Origin of the sequence: Sphingomonas sp. GC_Shp_5 (assembly GCF_026540855.1) — a bacterium.
Taxonomy (GTDB): Bacteria; Pseudomonadota; Alphaproteobacteria; order Sphingomonadales; family Sphingomonadaceae; genus Sphingomonas.
Window position 1 is genome coordinate 103,623 of sequence record NZ_JALNUP010000011.1, and the last position, 16,113, is coordinate 119,735.

At 65.6% G+C, this 16,113-nt stretch carries 21 protein-coding genes, 1 tRNA gene and 1 riboswitch; of the genes, 15 read left to right on the forward strand and 7 right to left on the reverse strand.

What is annotated here, in order from left to right:
* The first annotated feature begins 31 nt into the window (after window positions 1-31).
* The 4 genes from secY (at window position 32) to OXR60_RS10880 (ending at window position 4,463) form a co-directional block, all read left to right on the forward strand.
* Window positions 32-1,378 (forward strand): preprotein translocase subunit SecY, encoded by a 1,347-nt coding sequence (gene secY, locus OXR60_RS10865; RefSeq protein ID WP_267395911.1) that lies wholly within the window; start codon window positions 32-34, stop codon window positions 1,376-1,378.
* 36 nt (window positions 1,379-1,414) lie between these two features.
* Window positions 1,415-2,068 (forward strand): adenylate kinase, encoded by a 654-nt coding sequence (locus OXR60_RS10870; protein WP_267395912.1) that lies wholly within the window; start codon window positions 1,415-1,417, stop codon window positions 2,066-2,068.
* 301 nt (window positions 2,069-2,369) lie between these two features.
* On the forward strand, window positions 2,370-3,065 hold the full coding sequence (locus tag OXR60_RS10875) for a response regulator transcription factor (RefSeq protein ID WP_267395913.1): 696 nt from the start codon (window positions 2,370-2,372) through the stop codon (window positions 3,063-3,065).
* A gap of 60 nt (window positions 3,066-3,125) precedes the next feature.
* Window positions 3,126-4,463, forward strand: a complete 1,338-nt coding sequence (locus OXR60_RS10880; protein ID WP_267395914.1) for a HAMP domain-containing sensor histidine kinase — start codon at window positions 3,126-3,128, stop codon at window positions 4,461-4,463.
* A gap of 209 nt (window positions 4,464-4,672) precedes the next feature.
* On the opposite strand, the gene OXR60_RS10885 is transcribed toward OXR60_RS10880, so the two are convergent.
* Window positions 4,673-4,834: a hypothetical protein gene (locus OXR60_RS10885; RefSeq protein WP_267395915.1), complete on the reverse strand. Its 162-nt coding sequence runs from the start codon at window positions 4,832-4,834 to the stop codon at window positions 4,673-4,675.
* A 75-nt stretch (window positions 4,835-4,909) separates the two neighbouring features.
* Here OXR60_RS10885 and OXR60_RS10890 point away from each other — a divergent pair, with 75 nt between their 5' ends.
* The 9 genes from OXR60_RS10890 to OXR60_RS10930 all read left to right on the forward strand — a co-directional run bounded on the left by OXR60_RS10890 (window position 4,910) and on the right by OXR60_RS10930 (window position 11,696).
* Window positions 4,910-5,158, forward strand: a complete 249-nt coding sequence (locus tag OXR60_RS10890; protein ID WP_267395916.1) for a hypothetical protein — start codon at window positions 4,910-4,912, stop codon at window positions 5,156-5,158.
* Window positions 5,159-5,329: 171 nt separating this feature from the next.
* Window positions 5,330-5,698: a 30S ribosomal protein S13 gene (gene rpsM / locus OXR60_RS10895; protein WP_267395917.1), complete on the forward strand. Its 369-nt coding sequence runs from the start codon at window positions 5,330-5,332 to the stop codon at window positions 5,696-5,698.
* A gap of 109 nt (window positions 5,699-5,807) precedes the next feature.
* Window positions 5,808-6,197: a 30S ribosomal protein S11 gene (gene rpsK / locus OXR60_RS10900; RefSeq protein ID WP_146570143.1), complete on the forward strand. Its 390-nt coding sequence runs from the start codon at window positions 5,808-5,810 to the stop codon at window positions 6,195-6,197.
* A gap of 83 nt (window positions 6,198-6,280) precedes the next feature.
* On the forward strand, window positions 6,281-7,348 hold the full coding sequence (locus OXR60_RS10905; RefSeq protein WP_267395918.1) for a DNA-directed RNA polymerase subunit alpha: 1,068 nt from the start codon (window positions 6,281-6,283) through the stop codon (window positions 7,346-7,348).
* A 124-nt stretch (window positions 7,349-7,472) separates the two neighbouring features.
* A complete protein-coding gene (rplQ, locus tag OXR60_RS10910; protein ID WP_267395919.1) occupies window positions 7,473-7,895 on the forward strand; it encodes a 50S ribosomal protein L17 in 423 nt (140 codons plus the stop codon).
* Between the two features lie 104 nt (window positions 7,896-7,999).
* The gene (gene guaA, locus OXR60_RS10915) at window positions 8,000-9,562 is read left to right on the forward strand and encodes a glutamine-hydrolyzing GMP synthase (protein WP_267395920.1); all 1,563 of its coding nucleotides are present in this window, start codon (window positions 8,000-8,002) and stop codon (window positions 9,560-9,562) included.
* Window positions 9,563-9,591: 29 nt separating this feature from the next.
* On the forward strand, window positions 9,592-10,077 hold the full coding sequence (locus OXR60_RS10920; protein ID WP_267395934.1) for a methylated-DNA--[protein]-cysteine S-methyltransferase: 486 nt from the start codon (window positions 9,592-9,594) through the stop codon (window positions 10,075-10,077).
* 27 nt (window positions 10,078-10,104) lie between these two features.
* Window positions 10,105-10,215: riboswitch (SAM-I-IV-variant riboswitch) on the forward strand.
* A gap of 50 nt (window positions 10,216-10,265) precedes the next feature.
* Complete coding sequence (locus tag OXR60_RS10925; RefSeq protein WP_267395921.1) at window positions 10,266-11,336, forward strand: low specificity L-threonine aldolase; 1,071 nt, start codon at window positions 10,266-10,268, stop codon at window positions 11,334-11,336.
* Between the two features lie 141 nt (window positions 11,337-11,477).
* Entirely contained in the window at window positions 11,478-11,696 is a 219-nt protein-coding gene (locus OXR60_RS10930) for a hypothetical protein (RefSeq protein ID WP_267395922.1), read from the forward strand.
* A gap of 16 nt (window positions 11,697-11,712) precedes the next feature.
* On the opposite strand, the gene OXR60_RS10935 is transcribed toward OXR60_RS10930, so the two are convergent.
* Window positions 11,713-12,144, reverse strand: a complete 432-nt coding sequence (locus OXR60_RS10935; protein ID WP_267395923.1) for an HIRAN domain-containing protein — start codon at window positions 12,142-12,144, stop codon at window positions 11,713-11,715.
* 51 nt (window positions 12,145-12,195) lie between these two features.
* On the opposite strand from OXR60_RS10935, the gene OXR60_RS10940 reads away from it, so the two are divergent.
* Window positions 12,196-12,444, forward strand: coding sequence for a hypothetical protein (locus OXR60_RS10940; RefSeq protein ID WP_267395924.1), 249 nt, complete (start codon window positions 12,196-12,198; stop codon window positions 12,442-12,444).
* 20 nt (window positions 12,445-12,464) lie between these two features.
* Here the strand turns inward: OXR60_RS10940 and OXR60_RS10945 are convergent, their stop codons facing one another.
* Window positions 12,465-12,770 (reverse strand): hypothetical protein, encoded by a 306-nt coding sequence (locus OXR60_RS10945; RefSeq protein WP_267395925.1) that lies wholly within the window; start codon window positions 12,768-12,770, stop codon window positions 12,465-12,467.
* A gap of 613 nt (window positions 12,771-13,383) precedes the next feature.
* A tRNA-Arg gene (locus OXR60_RS10950) sits at window positions 13,384-13,460 on the reverse strand.
* Between the two features lie 59 nt (window positions 13,461-13,519).
* Between OXR60_RS10950 and OXR60_RS10955 the strand changes: the two genes are divergently transcribed.
* Window positions 13,520-14,239, forward strand: a complete 720-nt coding sequence (locus tag OXR60_RS10955) for a queuosine precursor transporter (protein ID WP_267395926.1) — start codon at window positions 13,520-13,522, stop codon at window positions 14,237-14,239.
* 163 nt (window positions 14,240-14,402) lie between these two features.
* Here OXR60_RS10955 and purQ read toward each other — a convergent pair whose 3' ends face one another.
* The 3 genes from purQ to purC are packed head-to-tail and all read right to left on the reverse strand — an operon-like array spanning window position 14,403 to window position 16,097.
* Window positions 14,403-15,071, reverse strand: a complete 669-nt coding sequence (gene purQ, locus OXR60_RS10960) for a phosphoribosylformylglycinamidine synthase subunit PurQ (protein WP_267395927.1) — start codon at window positions 15,069-15,071, stop codon at window positions 14,403-14,405.
* Window positions 15,068-15,304 (reverse strand): phosphoribosylformylglycinamidine synthase subunit PurS, encoded by a 237-nt coding sequence (gene purS / locus OXR60_RS10965; RefSeq protein ID WP_267395928.1) that lies wholly within the window; start codon window positions 15,302-15,304, stop codon window positions 15,068-15,070. Before purS ends, purQ begins: the two co-directional genes overlap by 4 nt.
* A gap of 13 nt (window positions 15,305-15,317) precedes the next feature.
* Window positions 15,318-16,097, reverse strand: a complete 780-nt coding sequence (gene purC / locus OXR60_RS10970) for a phosphoribosylaminoimidazolesuccinocarboxamide synthase (protein WP_267395935.1) — start codon at window positions 16,095-16,097, stop codon at window positions 15,318-15,320.
* Window positions 16,098-16,113 lie beyond the last annotated feature (16 nt).

Consider the following 16,113-nt stretch of genomic DNA (forward strand, 5'->3'; position numbering starts at 1 on the left):
CGCCGTTTTTGTTTCCAGGACACGCACACGCATGGCATCCGCAGCCGACCAGATGGCGCAAAGCATCAGCCTGTCGAAATTCGCGCAGGCGACCGACCTCAAGAAGCGGCTGTGGTTCACGATCGGTGCGCTGATCGTCTTCCGCCTGCTCAGCTACGTGCCGCTGCCCGGCATCGATCCCACCGCGCTGACCGATCTCGCGCAGCGCACCAACGGCGGCGTGCTCGATTTCTTCAACGCCTTCTCGGGCGGCTCGCTCAAGCGCGCCAGCCTGATCGCCTTGGGCGTGATGCCCTACATCACCGCCTCGATCGTCGTACAGCTCGCCACCTCGCTGTCGCCGCAGCTCGCGTCGATCAAGAAGGAAGGCGAGTCGGGCCGCAAGAAGCTCAACCAATACACCCGCTACGGCACCGTCGCGCTGACCGCGATCCAGGGCTATTTCATCGCCATCGGCTTCCAGAGCCAGGGCGTGGTGGTCGAGCCGGGGATGATCTTCATCGTCGGCGCGGTGATCTCGCTGATCGGCGGCACCATGTTCCTGATGTGGATCGGCGAGCAGATCACCGCGCGCGGGATCGGCAACGGCGTGTCGCTGATCATCATGGCCGGCATCGTCGCCAACCTGCCGACCACGCTGGTCAACCTGATGGAAGGCGGCCGCACCGGCTCGATCGACGCGGTCCGGCTGATCGGCACCATCATCGCGGTGGTCGCGCTGATCCTGTTCATCTGCTTCATGGAGCGCGCCCAGCGCCGCATCCTGATCCAATATCCCAAGCGCCAGACCCAGCGCGGGATGCAGGCCGATCGCAGCCACCTGCCGCTCAAGATCAACACCGCGGGCGTGATCCCGCCGATCTTCGCCTCGTCGCTGCTGCTGATGCCGCTGACCATCTCGCAGTTCGCCGGCCAGCGCGTTGCGGGCGAATCGCGCTGGGGTGATTTCATCATCACCCTCAACCAGTATCTCCAGCACGGCTCGCCGGTGTACATGGCGCTCTATGCCGCCGGCATCATCTTCTTCTCGTTCTTCTACACCGCCGTGGTGTTCAATCCGGAAGAGACCGCCGACAATCTGAAGCGCTATGGCGGGTTCATCCCCGGCATCCGCCCCGGCAAGAACACCGAGACCTATTTCGACTACGTCCTCACCCGCATCACCGTGATCGGCGCGGCGTATCTGACGATCATCTGCCTGCTGCCCGAGTATCTGGTCTCGGCGCTGTCGATCCCCTTCTACCTGGGCGGCACCAGCCTGCTGATCGTCGTCAACGTGACCATGGACACGGTGACGCAGATCCAGTCGCACCTGTTGGCGCATCAATATGGCGATCTGATCAAGAAGGCGAAGCTGAAGGGCGGTCGCCTGCGCTAAGCGGGGATCGGGACGGCAGGGAATTCGGGAGTAGCTGTGAACATCATCCTTCTAGGGCCGCCGGGTGCGGGCAAGGGCACCCAGGCCCAGCGACTGACGGCCGAGCGCGGGCTCGTCCAGCTCTCGACCGGCGACATGCTGCGTGCCGCCGTCGCGTCGGGGTCGCCGGTCGGCCTTCAGGCGAAGGCGGTGATGGAAGCGGGCGAGCTCGTGTCCGACGCGATCGTCTCGGCGCTGATCGGCGAGCGGCTCGATGCCGGCGACACCGGCAAGGGCGTGATCTTCGATGGCTATCCCCGCACCGCCGCACAGGCCGACGCGCTCGACACCTTGCTGTCGGACCGCGGCAACCAGCTCGATCACGTCATCGAGCTCGAGGTCGACGAGGCTGCGCTGATCGAGCGCATCGAGGGGCGCTTCACCTGCGCGCACTGCGGCGAGGGCTATCACGATCGCTTCAAGCTGCCCAAGGTGCCGGGCGTCTGCGACGTCTGCGGCTCGACCGAGTTCAAGCGCCGGCCCGACGACAATGCCGAGACGGTACGCACCCGCATGACCGAATATCGCGCCAAGACCGCACCGATCCTGCCGATCTACGAGGTGCGTGGCCTGGTCAGCCGGGTCGACGGCATGCGCTCGATGGAGCATGTCGCCGAGGCGATCGCGGCAATCCTGGACGGGCGCGGCTGAGCGGATCGTCAGGTGGATCGGCAGTGACCATCCACTTGCGTCCCCACCCGTCATCCTGAAACATGATCGGGATGACGGAAGTGTCTGTGCAAGGCCGGCAGCCTGCACCGCGCTGGCGCCCAACATGACGAATCTGTCATCTTTGGGTCACCGTCTCGTTCCCCGCTCTCCCCTATCTCGATGACACGGCCGATCACATCGGCCAGCAGTTCAACGAGATCGGTACCCGACACTCCCGGGGGTATCGTTGGGGGCCGGCGGAAAGCGTGCTTTTCGCCGGCCTTTCCGTTAGGAGGGATGCGTGAGCCGGAAGATCCTGATCGTCGAGGATGATGCCTCCACCTCCGCCTATCTGGCCAAGGGACTGGGCGAGGCGGGCTATGCCGTTGAGGCCGCCAAGGACGGGCGCGACGGCCTGTTCCTGGCGAGCGAAGGCATCTTCGATCTGATCATCGCCGATCGCATGCTCCCGGGGCTCGACGGCCTGTCGATGGTGAGCGCGATCCGCGCCGCGGGGATCGACACGCCGGTGCTGATCCTCTCCGCGCTCGCCGCGGTCGACGATCGCGTCGATGGCCTGCGCGCCGGCGCCGACGATTATCTGTGCAAGCCCTTCTCCTTTGCCGAACTCTCCGCGCGGATCGACGCGCTGGTCCGCCGCTCGGATCGCGCCGCCAGCGAGCCGCAGAAGACCAGGCTCGCGGTCGGCGATCTCGAGATCGATCTGCTCGCGCGCCAGGTGACGCGGGCCGGCCGCACCATCCCGCTCGGCGCGCGCGAGTTCAACCTGCTCGAATTCCTCGCCCGCCACGCCGGCCAGGTCGTCACCCGCACGATGATGCTGGAGAAGATCTGGAACTATCATTTCGATCCGGGCTCCAATGTCGTCGACGTCCATATCGGCCGGCTCCGGCGCAAGCTCGAGGACGGCTTCGCCTCGCCCATCCTCCACACGGTGCGCGGCGCCGGTTACCGCCTGGCTGCCGACGCGCTCTAGACCGTGACCGGTCACGACGTCGGGTTGGCGGGAAGGGCGGCAGGTGCGCTACAGCGGCGCATGCGCTTGTCCGTCACCGCCCGCATCGCCTTGCTCTCGATCGCGCTGGCGCTGCTCTCCAACCTCGTCCTCGTCGGCTTTGTCTGGCAGCAGACCCATGTCGCCGCGCTCGGCACCGTTCGCCGCGAGACGATCGAGACCTCCGATGCGATGCGTGCGGTGTTCCGCACCGGCGGCCTGCGCGCGGTGGCGGACGCGATCGGCGGGGCGCGTGCGCCGGGCGACACCTCGCTGCTGCTCGCGGTGGTCGACGGCAGCGGCCGCCGTATCCTCGGCTACGGCCCGATGCGCCTGGGCGTGCGGCTGGTCCCGACCACCTTCCGGGTCGACGATCTCGACAACAGCTCGGCGACCAGCGACGTCGGTTATGCGCTGCATCCGATCGGTCGGTATTGGCTGCTGGCCGGGCGCAGCCTCGATCTGGTCAGCGCCGAGCAGCAGGCGATCGAACGCGCGCTGGCGCTCGCCGTGATGTTCTCGCTGATCCTCGGTATCGGTGCCGGACTGGTGCTCGCGCGATACGTGGCGCTGCGGCTCGATCGCATCGCCGCGGTGGTGGAGGCCGCAGGGGAGGGCGATCTGTCGCGCCGGGTGCCGCTCGGGGTGGCGGCGGGCGACGCGTTCGACCGGCTGGCAGCGCGGCTCAACGCCATGCTCGAAAAACTCGAGCGGCTGATGGTCGAGCTGCGCGTGGTCACCGACAGCCTCGCCCATGATCTGCGCTCGCCGCTTGCGCGGTTGCGCACCAAGACCGAGCAGGCGGTGCTGATCGCGGATCCTGCCGCGCGCGAGACGGCGCTTGGCGGTTTGCTGGTGGAGACCGATCTGGTGATGCGCATGCTCACCATGGTGATCGAGATCAGCCGCTCTGAGGCAATCTCGCGCGATCGCTTCAGCGCGGTCAGCCCGGCCCGCCTGGTGGAGGAAATTGCCGAGCTTTACGAGCCCGTTGCCGAGGATGCCGGCCTCGCCTTCATTGTCGCGATCGACGATCGGCCCCCGGCGATGCCGCTGCACCGCGAGCTGTTGAGCCAGGCGATCACCAACCTCATCGACAATGCGTTGAAGCATGGCGCCAGCGGCGGCAGCGTTACGCTTCGGCTGGCGCATGTTGTCGAGGGGATCATCATCCAGGTCGAGGACCGCGGGCAGGGAATCGCCGAGGAGGATCGCGCCCAGGCGATCAAGCGCTTCGGCCGCCTCGATGCCGCGCGCAGCACGCCCGGCGCGGGCCTCGGCATGGCGCTGATCGAAGCCGTCGCCCGGCTGCACGGCGGGCGCTTCGAGCTCGACGACAACCATCCCGGTCTGATCGCGCGCATCGTGCTGCCTGCGTGAATGAGGGTGAACTAAGCGTTGGTGCCGAGTCTGTCGGCGCACGGTGAAGCTCATGCCGTTCGACAAGCCGGCGGCGAGGAACTCCGCAAATCCGTTCGTGCTGAGCCTGTCGAAGCACGGTGAGACTTATCCCCGTCAACAAGCTCGGGCCGAACGCGAGGCAGCGGTCGACCTGGCATTTCAGCGAGCGGGTCCCTGCCGTCAGCAGCTCAGGCGGCGCGGCGGGCGTCCAGTGCCGCGTCGATCCGCGCCACCAGTTCAGGTAGCGATGGCGGTGACCAGGGCGCACTGCCCATGATCGGCATCTGCACTTTCTTGCCGATCCGGCTATAAGCCTGGTCCTTGGCGGCGAGGTGTCCGATCTCCTGCATGGGCCATTATCTGCCGTTGCCCGGCTAAGATTCGGTTAATCGAGCCGTAACACCCTCTTTACCGGACCAAATCCGATGGACGCGCTTACCCTGTTCGGCCTGTTCGCCGTTACCTTCATGCTGATCTGCTATGTGCTCGAGGAGCGGGCGCGGTTCTGGACGCTGCTGTTCGCCTTTGGCTGCCTGCTTGGGTCGGCTTACGGCTTCCTGCAGGGGGCCTGGCCGTTCGGTGCGGTCGAGCTGATCTGGTTCGTCGTGGCGCTGCGTCGCTGGTGGAAGATGCCCTCCGGCAAGCCCGCCAAGGTGGGGGAACCCATCGCTTGACACCGCGTTTGCGCGCGCTTAACTGAGCGTTACTCCGATCCACCGGTTCCCGGCGGCGCTGTTTTGCGCTCGCCGCGCTACTGCGTTAACGTTCTGGTGGGTTGGGAGTGATGCGACGAGATGGGGGATGTGCGGCCATGCCGTTCCCCGTGGAGCTAGGAGAAACATTTCATGGCACGTATCGCGGGTGTCAACATCCCGACCAACAAGCGCGTGGTGATCGCGCTGACCTACATCCACGGCATTGGCCCGACCAAGGCCAAGGAAATCACGACCAAGCTGGAAATCGCGCCCGAGCGTCGTGTCCAGGACCTGACTGATCAGGAAGTGCTGCAGATCCGCGAAGCGATCGACGCCGATCACACCGTGGAAGGCGATCTGCGTCGCCAGACCGCGATGAACATCAAGCGTCTGATGGACCTCGCCTGCTACCGTGGCCTGCGCCATCGTCGTGGCCTGCCGGTCCGTGGCCAGCGCACGCACACCAATGCGCGCACCCGCAAGGGCAAGGCCAAGCCGATCGCCGGCAAGAAAAAGTAAGAAAAACATCCGGGGACGTTTTCCTCGGGGCGCTTACTTTTCCGCCGGAGGCTCCCGACGCTCGCCGTCGGCCCCGGCGTTCTCAGCTAGATAAGGTCAGGATAACACCATGGCACGTGAACCGCAGCGCATTAAGCGGCGCGAACGCAAGAACATCACCGCCGGCGTCGCTCATGTGAACGCCAGCTTCAACAACACCATGATCACCATCACCGACGCGCAGGGCAACGCCATTTCGTGGTCGTCCGCCGGCATGATGGGCTTCAAGGGCAGCCGCAAGTCCACCCCGTATGCGGCCCAGGTCGCAGCGGAAGACGCCGGCAAGAAGGCCGCCGAGCACGGCGTCCGTACCCTCGAAGTCGAGGTCAAGGGCCCCGGTTCGGGCCGCGAGTCGGCGCTGCGCGCGCTGCAGGCGGTCGGTTTCCAGATCACGTCGATTCGTGACGTGACCTCGATCCCGCACAACGGTGTTCGTCCGTCCAAGCGTCGTCGCGTCTGATTTCTTACGCGCCGGCTGACGAGTCGGCGCGCTTTCCTTCCGGCTGGAACTGCCCCCGTTCCGGCCCAAATTAGGGGACACCTGTGTCTGTCAATGCAAAGAACTGGCAGGAACTGAAGAAGCCCAACGGCCTTGAGAAAAAGGGCGGCGATGGCAAGCGCAAGGCGACGTTCGTCGCCGAGCCGCTGGAGCGTGGCTTCGGCCTGACGCTCGGCAACGCGCTGCGCCGCGTGCTGCTCTCCTCGCTCCAGGGCGCGGCCGTGACCTCGATCAAGATCGAGAACGTGCTTCACGAGTTCTCGAGCCTGACCGGCGTCCGCGAGGACGTCACCGACATCGTCCTCAACGTCAAGCAGATCGCCATCCGCATGCAGGGTGAGGGGCCCAAGCGCCTCCAGCTCTCCGCGACCGGCCCTGCCGAGGTGAAGGCCGGCGACATCGCCGTGTCGGGTGACATCGAGGTGATGAACCCCGAGCTGATCATCTGCCATCTCGACGAAGGCGCGACGCTCAACATGGAGCTGACCGCCGACATCGGGAAGGGCTATGTGCCCGCGACCGCCAACCGCCCGGCCGATGCGCCGATCGGCCTGATCCCGGTCGATGCGCTCTATTCGCCGGTGCGCCAGGTGTCGTACAAGGTCGATCCGACCCGCGTCGGTCAGGACCTCGATTACGACAAGCTGACGCTGACGATCGAGACCGACGGCACCGTCACCCCGGAAGACGCCGTCGGCTATGCCGGTCGCATCCTCCAGGACCAGCTGGCGCTGTTCGTTCACTTCGACGATTCGTCGGTCACCCGCAGCTCGGCCCCGATCGGCCAGGCGGCGGCACCGGCAGCGGGCGGCGAGGCTGCGGGCGATACCCAGCAGATCAACCGTTACCTGCTCAAGAAGGTCGACGAGCTCGAGCTGTCGGTCCGTTCGGCCAACTGCCTCAAGAACGACAACATCATCTATATCGGCGATCTGGTCGGCAAGACCGAGGCCGAGATGCTGCGGACGCCGAACTTCGGCCGCAAGTCGCTCAACGAGATCAAGGAAGTGCTGTCCTCGATGGGGTTGCGACTGGGTATGGAAATCCCCGGCTGGCCGCCTGAAAACATTGAGGAAATGGCTAAGAAGCTCGAGCAGGAGATCATGGGCTGAGCCCCATGTCTCGTGCGTCGTTTGCGCGACCTTAGCGAAGTTTGGGCTTCGGGCGGTGGCCCGTGTTGCACCGCCTGGTCTGGGGATCCTTAAACCGGCCCCTTAACGAACTGAAGGAACTACCATGCGTCATCGTGTTGGCGGCCGTAAGCTGCAGCGTACCTCTGCCCATCGTCTTGCCCTGTTCCGCAACATGTCTGCGGCGCTGATCAAGCATGAGCAGATCACCACCACCGTCGCCAAGGCGAAGGAGCTTCGTCCCTACGTCGAGAAGCTGATCACCCTCGCCAAGAAGGGTGGCCTGTCCAACCGTCGTCTGGCCCATTCGCGCCTGCTCGACGATGCCCAGCTGGTGAAGCTGTTCGACGTGCTGGCCGAGCGTTATGCCGGCCGCAACGGCGGCTACACCCGCGTCATTAAGGCCGGCATCCGCGCCTCGGACGCCTCGCCGATGGCGATCATCGAGTTCGTCGACCGCGACGTCTCGGCCAAGGGCCAGGATTCGGGCCCGGTGATGAACGACGAGGATTTCGACGAAGCCGCCTGAGCTTCCTCGCATCGTTGCGTGCAGCGGCCGCGTTCCTCCGGGGACGCGGCCGTTGTCGTTTGCGGGCCTTCCCACCCGCGCAACATCTGCTAGGAGGCTCGGGCATGACCCATCATGCCTCTGAGAGCATCCTGATCGTCGACTTCGGCAGCCAGGTCACCCAGCTCATCGCCCGCCGCGTCCGCGAAGCCGGCGTCTACAGCGAGATCGCCCCCTTCCAGTCCGCCGACGAGGCGTTCGACCGGATCAAGCCTGCCGGCATCATCCTCTCCGGCGGCCCTGCCTCGGTCACCGCGCTCGGCAGCCCCCGCGCGCCGCAGCGCTTCTTCGAGGCGGGCATCCCCATCCTCGGCATCTGCTACGGCCAGCAGCTGATGAGCGCGCAGCTCGGCGGCAATGTCGTCATCTCCGACGACGGCGGCGAGTTCGGCAAGGCCTTCGTCGACGTCAAGACCAGCTGCGCGCTGTTCGATGGCCTGTGGGCAGAGGGCGAGCGCCACCAGGTGTGGATGAGCCACGGCGACAAGGTCAACGCGATCCCGCCGGGCTTCACCCCCGTCGCCACCTCGGAAGGCGCCCCCTATGCGATCGTCGCCGACGAGACGCGGCGCTTCTACGGCCTCCAGTTCCACCCGGAGGTGGTCCACACCCCCGATGGCGGCAAGCTGATCGCCAACTTCGCCCGCCACGTCTGCGGCCTCGCCGGCGATTGGACCATGGCCGAGTTCCGCGAGGCCAAGATCGCCGAGATCCGTGCGCAGGTCGGCAGCGGCAAGGTGATCTGCGGCTTGTCGGGCGGGGTCGATTCGTCGGTCGCCGCGCTGCTGATCCACGAGGCGATCGGCGATCAGCTGACCTGCGTGTTCGTCGACGGCGGCATCCTGCGGGCGGGCGAGGCTGAGCAGGTCGTCGGCCTGTTCCGCGGCCACTATCACATCCCGCTCGTCCACGTCCAAGCGCAGGACCTGTTCATGAACGGTCTCGCCGGGGTCATCGATCCCGAGGCCAAGCGCAAGTTCATCGGCAAGACCTTCATCGATGTGTTCGAAGCCGAGGCCAAGAAGATCGGGGGTGCCGAGTTCCTGGCACAGGGTACGCTGTATCCGGACGTGATCGAGAGCGTCAGCTTCACCGGCGGCCCCTCGGTGACGATCAAGAGCCATCACAATGTCGGCGGGCTGCCCGAGCGCATGAACATGAAGCTGGTCGAGCCGTTGCGCGAATTGTTCAAGGACGAGGTCCGCGCGCTGGGCCGCGAACTCGGCCTGCCGGACGTGTTCGTCGGCCGTCATCCCTTCCCCGGGCCCGGCCTGGCGATCCGCATTCCCGGCGAGGTCACCAAGGAGCGCTGCGACATCCTGCGCAAGGCCGATGCCGTCTACCTCGAGGAGATCCGCAACGCCGGGCTCTACGATGCGATCTGGCAGGCCTTCGCGGTGCTGCTCCCCGTCCGCACCGTCGGCGTGATGGGAGATGGCCGCACCTATGACCACGTCCTCGCGCTCCGCGCTGTCACCTCGACCGACGGCATGACCGCCGAGGTATTCGACTTCCCGAGCGACTTCCTGCCGCGGGTCGCGACCCGGATCGTCAACGAGGTAAAGGGCGTCAACCGCGTCGTCTACGACTATACCTCCAAGCCACCCGGCACGATCGAGTGGGAGTGATCGCCTCCAGCCCTCTGGTCGCCGGCACCATGCGATCGCCGGTTGGCGAGCTGACGCTGGTGGCCGGCGACCGGGGGCTGGTCGCGATCCTGTGGGAGAACGATCCGCCGCAGCGCGTGCCGCTCGGCACGGTTGGCGCCCATGCCGGGCATCCCGTGATCGATCAGGCGCACGCCGAACTCACCGCTTATTTCGCCGGGGAGCGAACCGGGTTCTCGGTGCCGCTCGACTTCCGCGGCACCGCCTTTCAACGCCAGGTTTGGGCGGAACTGCTTGCCATCCCTTATGGCGAGACGCGCAGCTACGGCGAGATCGCCCAGCGCTTGGGTTGCCCGGGCTCGAGCCGCGCGGTCGGCGCCGCCAACGGCCGCAACCCGATCTCGATCATTTCGCCCTGCCATCGGGTAATCGGCGCCAGCGGCAAGCTCACCGGCTTTGCCGGCGGTCTGGCCGCCAAGCAGTGGCTGCTGCGCCACGAGCAGGGCTCCACTGGCCTGCCGCTGTTCGCCAGTTGATCTCCACCGGCTGACCCGCTAGCAGGCGCCCAGCATCAAGAGTCGGGACGACGCCCGACACCAACCTGCTCCCGAGCAAGGTGGTGCCTTCATCATCGATGGAGGGATGTGGCCTGACCGGCAACAATCGGGATGAAGCCATATGCGTCGCTCTGCTTCTGGTACGCACCGGAACAAGGAAAGACGCGATGACCGACGACCAGCAATTTGCCAGCGACAATTATGCCGGGATCTGCCCCGAGGCATGGTCGGCGATGGCCGAGGCGAACGGCGGCTCGGCGACGGCCTATGGCGATGATGCCTGGACGCAGCGTGCGTCTGACGCCTTCCGGACGCTGTTTGACACCGGCTCATGCGAGGTGTTCTTCGCGTTCAACGGCACTGCGGCGAACTCGCTGGCGCTGGCGTCGCTCTGCCAATCCTATCACAGCGTGATCTGTTCCTCGCAGGCCCATGTCGAGACCGATGAATGCGGCGCGCCCGAGTTCTTCTCCAACGGCTCCAAGCTGCTCGTTGCGCAGACCCCGGACGGCAAGCTGACGCCCGACGCGATCCGTTCGCTGGCAAGAAGCCGGGCCGACATCCATTTTCCAAAGCCGCGGGTAGTCACCATCACCCAGCCGACCGAGACGGGGCAGGTCTATTCGATTGCGGAGGTGACCGCGATCGCGGCGACCTGCCGCGAGCTTGGATTGAAGCTGCACATGGATGGGGCGCGCTTCGCCCATGCCTGTGCGACGCTCGGTTGCTCGCCCGCAGACATCACCTGGAAGGCCGGTGTGGACGTCTTATGCTTCGGCGGCACCAAGAACGGCATGGCGGTCGGCGAGGCGGTGCTGTTCTTCGATCCTGCGCTGGCGCTCGACTTTGATTATCGCTGCAAGCAGGCGGGGCAGCTCGCATCCAAGATGCGCTTCCTGTCAGCACCTTGGGTTGGCTTGCTGGAGAGCGGCGCGTGGTTGAGCAATGCGGAGCATGGCAATGCCTGCGCGGCGCGGTTGGCGGCGCAGGTGCGCGGCCTGCCGGGCATCGAGCTGATGTTTCCCGTCGAGGCCAATGCCGTGTTCATGGCCGCGCCCGAGCCGGTGCTCGCGGGGCTGCGTGAGCTGGGCTGGCGCTTCTACACGTTCATCGGCGGCGGCGCTCGGTTCATGTTCGCCTGGGATGCCGTGCCGGCACGGGTCGATCAGCTTGCGGCCGATATCCGCCGGGCAAGCGCCGGTGCTATGTCCGAATTCGAGTTTGAAGCGGCTGAGTGAATCACCGCATAAGCCCAGCTCTGGGCGAGTGAGGACAGCGTCGGGCCCGATGTGGGGGGCTGCTGGTAACCGGCGTCTTTCCGGCGGGCCGATCGTTGGCATCCACATAGGGCAGCGGCTGCTGCACCACGGAGAATGGTTATGCGGTTTGTTCAGATCGAGATACTGCCGGTGGGCAAGGCGTTGGTGGACATCGACAAGCTCACCCATGCCGTGCCGGATGGGGATGGCTCGCGGCTGTTCCTCGGCGCGCAGCATCTGGATGTGCCCTATACCCTCGACCAGCTCGAGAATGTGCTGGCCGGTCGCACACCGACCGACGATGGCGAGAACAGCTCGGCCGGATTCGGCATCCGCTAGGCAGTACCGGTCACCATCACGCGCCCCACTCAGGTCCGTCCTCATCGGGGTAGAAGGCGTGCGGATCATATGGCTCGGTTCGGCGCGGCGGCCGTGGGGGCCGCGGCACGGCTGGCTTCGCGGACGCAACCGGCAGCATGGGGATGCCGCCGCCGAACCGCACCCGCACGAAGGCAGACGCTCCCTCGACACCCTGAAAGATCGCGTTCACCTCCTCACCGCGCCTCATCCTTCCGCCGACATATGGTGCCCGCTCGGCGTTGACATAGCCGAGCTGCACGCCGCGCGGGCTGATCACCGCGATCGCGTGGCTGTCGTGCTTGTTCTTGGGCTCGGGCACCAGCTCGATCGGCTCGCCCGGCATGGTCATCAGCGCCTCGGATAGCCGATTGCTGCCATCGGCGTTGGCAAAGTCGATGCCGACCACGGCCAGGGTGAGTTCCTGCATCGCGGCGGCCTATGACCTTGCAGGCTCTCGCGGAAGGCATACCTTTGCTGGATGGCTGACTTTGACGATAGCTTCGATCCGGACCTTGGCGCGGCGTGCAACCGGCTGGCAGCGTGGGTCGAGCCGCTGCCCGAGGGCGCGGTGATCGACCCTTCGTCGCAGCTCACCGAGCGCGATCTGGCGCTGATCTTACGGCGCCTCTACGCCACCCGGCACGCCGAGCAGATTGAACCACAGCCCGCACCCGCGGCGCCCCGTCGCGCTGATCGAGCATCGGTGCCGATCACCGCGAAGGGCTGACGATCGCCGATCGCGATCGTTCAGTCCTGCTGCGCGCCGAACGCCAAGGCTTCCGCCGAACCTAGTTCCTGCTCGCCGGCAAACAGCTTGTCCAAGCGGTCCTTCACCTCGCGGCGGAACCCTGGCGATGCCGTCACGCGCGGTGCGGCGACCAAGACCTCATCCGCGATCGCGTCTTTGATCCGCTCAACTGCGGAATCGTCGATCACATTGGCGCAGCGGAGCTCGACACAAAGCTGGACCAGGCCCGCTGCTGTCGCCTGGGCACGCAGCCCGACGTTAGTGAGCTCCCAATGCAGCCGCTTCTGCTTGTCATATGGCGTCATGTCGACATCCTCTCTGGCGCCACGATAAGCGCCGAAATTGCAGCACGCTAGTTCGCTTAAGCCACGGTGGTAGAATTGAGGATCATTCCGATCTGCAGTCCATGGCCGCCAGGTTGCGAGCACCATGGCGCGACAGACGCAGCACGTGCCATTTCGGTACGCGTCACTGCATTCGGGTGGCGGCGCAGTGTGATAGGTCTCCCCAGACTACGGCAGCAACTGTCGAGTCGAGGGAGAGAGCGATGCTGTGTAAATGGGGCCTGCACGATTGGGTCAGGAAGCCGGCTACCCTGCGGCCAACCACCATCGTGTCGCGCTGCGCCAGGTGCGGGAAGGTGTCGTTTCGGCATGCAAAAAAGCGAGGATTACACCCGCCGCGCGCTTGATCCTTGATGGTGACATGAGCATTTTCTCAGCAGAAGCCTGCGAACAAAGGCTGAGAGGATCATGAAATGGCGTCTCGACCAGCCCATCCATCCCCTTCGAGCGTCGGACCAGCGCGACCGGCCAAGCTTCATCGCTTCGGCGAGCATGGCGTGCTGCTCGCCCTGCCGATCAGCATTGCGCTTTGGTTGCTGATTGGAAAGGCGTTCTTCTAGGCCTGCAAGGCAGTTGGCGCGCCCGGGTGGATTCGAACCACCGACCACAAGCTTAGAAGGCTCGTGCTCTATCCAACTGAGCTACGGGCGCGCGACAGGCTGGGATTAGCGCGGATTGCGCCGCGACGGAACCGGGATCATAACGCCGGCATGCACAAGGGGGCCGACACGGCGGGGACGACGTTCCGCTACTACGACTTCGTGATGGCCGCCTTCGTCGCCATCCTGCTGCTCTCCAACGTGATCGGCGCGGGCAAGGTGGCGGTGGTCCATCTGCCCGTGCTCGGCGACTGGCCGTTCGGGGCGGGCATCCTGTTCTTTCCGGTGAGCTACGTGATCGGCGACGTGCTGACCGAGGTCTATGGCTATGCGCGGGCGCGGCGGGTGATCTGGGCGGGCTTTGCCGCGGTGGCGTTCATGGCGTTCATGAGCTGGGTGGTGGTCGCGCTGCCGCCGGCGCCGAGCTGGGGCAACCAGGCCGCCTACCAGACCATCTTCGGCCAGGTACCGCGCATCGTGCTGGCGAGCATGTGCGCCTTCTGGGCGGGCGAGTTCGTCAACTCCTATGTGCTGGCGCGGATGAAGGTGTGGAGCCGGGGGCGGCACCTGTGGATGCGGACGATCGGGTCGACGATCGTCGGCGAAGGGGTCGACAGCCTGATCTTCTACCCGCTCGCCTTCCTCGGCGCGGCAGGGTGGACGGGGCATCTGGTGGTGGTGGTGCTGTTCACCCAATGGGCGCTCAAGGTGGGCTGGGAGGTGATCCTGACCCCGGTCACCTATGCGGTGGTCGGGTGGCTGAAGCGGGCCGAGGGGGTCGACGTGTTCGACGAGGGCACCGACTTCACGCCGTTCCGCGCGCGGGTCTAACTTCGCTAAGTTCGCGCATATCGCTGTTGAGTCCAGCGCAGCCAACCCAATAAGATCAATGACTTGCCAGCCATATCTCCGTTCGCCCCGAGCTTTTCGAACAACGTGAGTTTCAGGTGCTCGACAGGCTCAGCACGAACCAGGAAAGTGGGTGCGGCTTAGCTTAGGCGCCGACCGTCTCTAGCAGGCCTTCGAACAGGCGGCGACCGTCGGTGCCGCCGTGCGCGGCTTCGATCTTGCGCTCGGGATGCGGCATCATGCCGAGCACGTTCCCGGCCTCATTGACCAGACCGGCGATGGCGCGGGCGGAGCCGTTGACGGGCTCGCCATAACGGAAGGCGACGCGGCCTTCGCCCTCGAGGCGATCGAGCGTCTCGGCATCGGCGAAGTAATTGCCGTCGTGATGCGCGACCGGGACACGGATCGTCTCGCCGGCCTCATAGCGGCTGGTGAAGGCGGTCTGGGCGTTGTCGACGGTGAGCGCGACGTCGCGGCAGACGAAGTTGAGCCCCTGGTTGCGCATCAGCGCGCCGGGCAGCAGACCGGCCTCGGTGAGCACCTGGAAGCCATTGCAGACGCCGAGCACGGGCAGGCCGCGCCCGGCCTGCTCGACCACCGCGCGCATGATCGGCGAGCGCGCGGCGATCGCGCCGGAGCGCAGGTAATCGCCATAGGAGAAGCCCCCGGGGACGGCGACGAGGCCGATGCCATCGGGCAGCGCCGAATCGCCGTGCCAGGCCATGATCGGCTTGGTGCCGGTCACCGTCTCCAGGGCGACGGCGAGGTCGCGATCGCAGTTCGAGCCGGGAAAGACGATGACCGCGGTCTTCATGCCGACACCTTCTCGACGCGATAGTTTTCGATAACGGTATTGGCGAGCAGCTTGCGGCACATCTGGTCGATCGCCGCATCGTCGGTCGCGTCGGCGACCTCGAGCTCGATCAGCTTGCCGGCGCGGACATCCTCGACGCCCGCGAAGCCGAGCCCGCCGAGCGCGTGGTGGATGGCGCGGCCCTGGGGATCGAGCACGCCAGGCTTGAGGGTGACATAAACACGCAGTTTCATGTGGTTATCCCGCTTACTTGCCGCGACGCTTGCGATGGCTGTCGAGATCGAGGACGGCATTGTCGCCGCCTTCGGGGAGCAGGCCGAGCCGGCGCGCCACTTCCTGATAGGCTTCGACCTCGCCGCCGAGATCGCGACGGAAGCGATCCTTGTCGAGCTTTTCGTTCGATTCCATGTCCCACAGCCGGCAGCCATCGGGGCTGATCTCGTCGGCGAGGATGATGCGGCCGAAATCATTGTCGAAGATCCGCCCGAACTCGAGCTTGAAGTCGACCAGGCGGATGCCGACGCCGGCGAACAGGCCGGACAGGAAATCGTTCACGCGGATCGCGAGGTCGGCGATGTCATGCATCTCCTCCTGGCTCGCCCAGCCGAACGCGGCGATATGCTCGTCGGAGATCATCGGATCGCCGAGCGCATCGTCCTTGTAATAATATTCGATGATCGTGCGCGGGAGCTTGACGCCCTCCTCGATGCCGAGCCGCTTGGACAGCGACCCAGCGGCGACGTTGCGAACGACGACCTCGATCGGGACGATCTCGACCTGGCGGATCAGCTGCTCGCGCATGTTGAGGCGGCGGATGAAGTGGGTCGGCACACCGATATGGTCGAGCAGCGTGAAGATGTGCTCGCTGATCCGGTTGTTGAGCACGCCCTTGCCGTTGATCGTGCCCTTCTTCTGGGCGTTGAACGCGGTGGCATCGTCCTTGAAGTATTGGATCAGGGTACCGGGCTCAGGACCCTCGTACAGGATCTTGGCCTTGCCTTCGTAGATCTGGCGGCGGCGAGCCATGCGCGTGTCCCCTGGA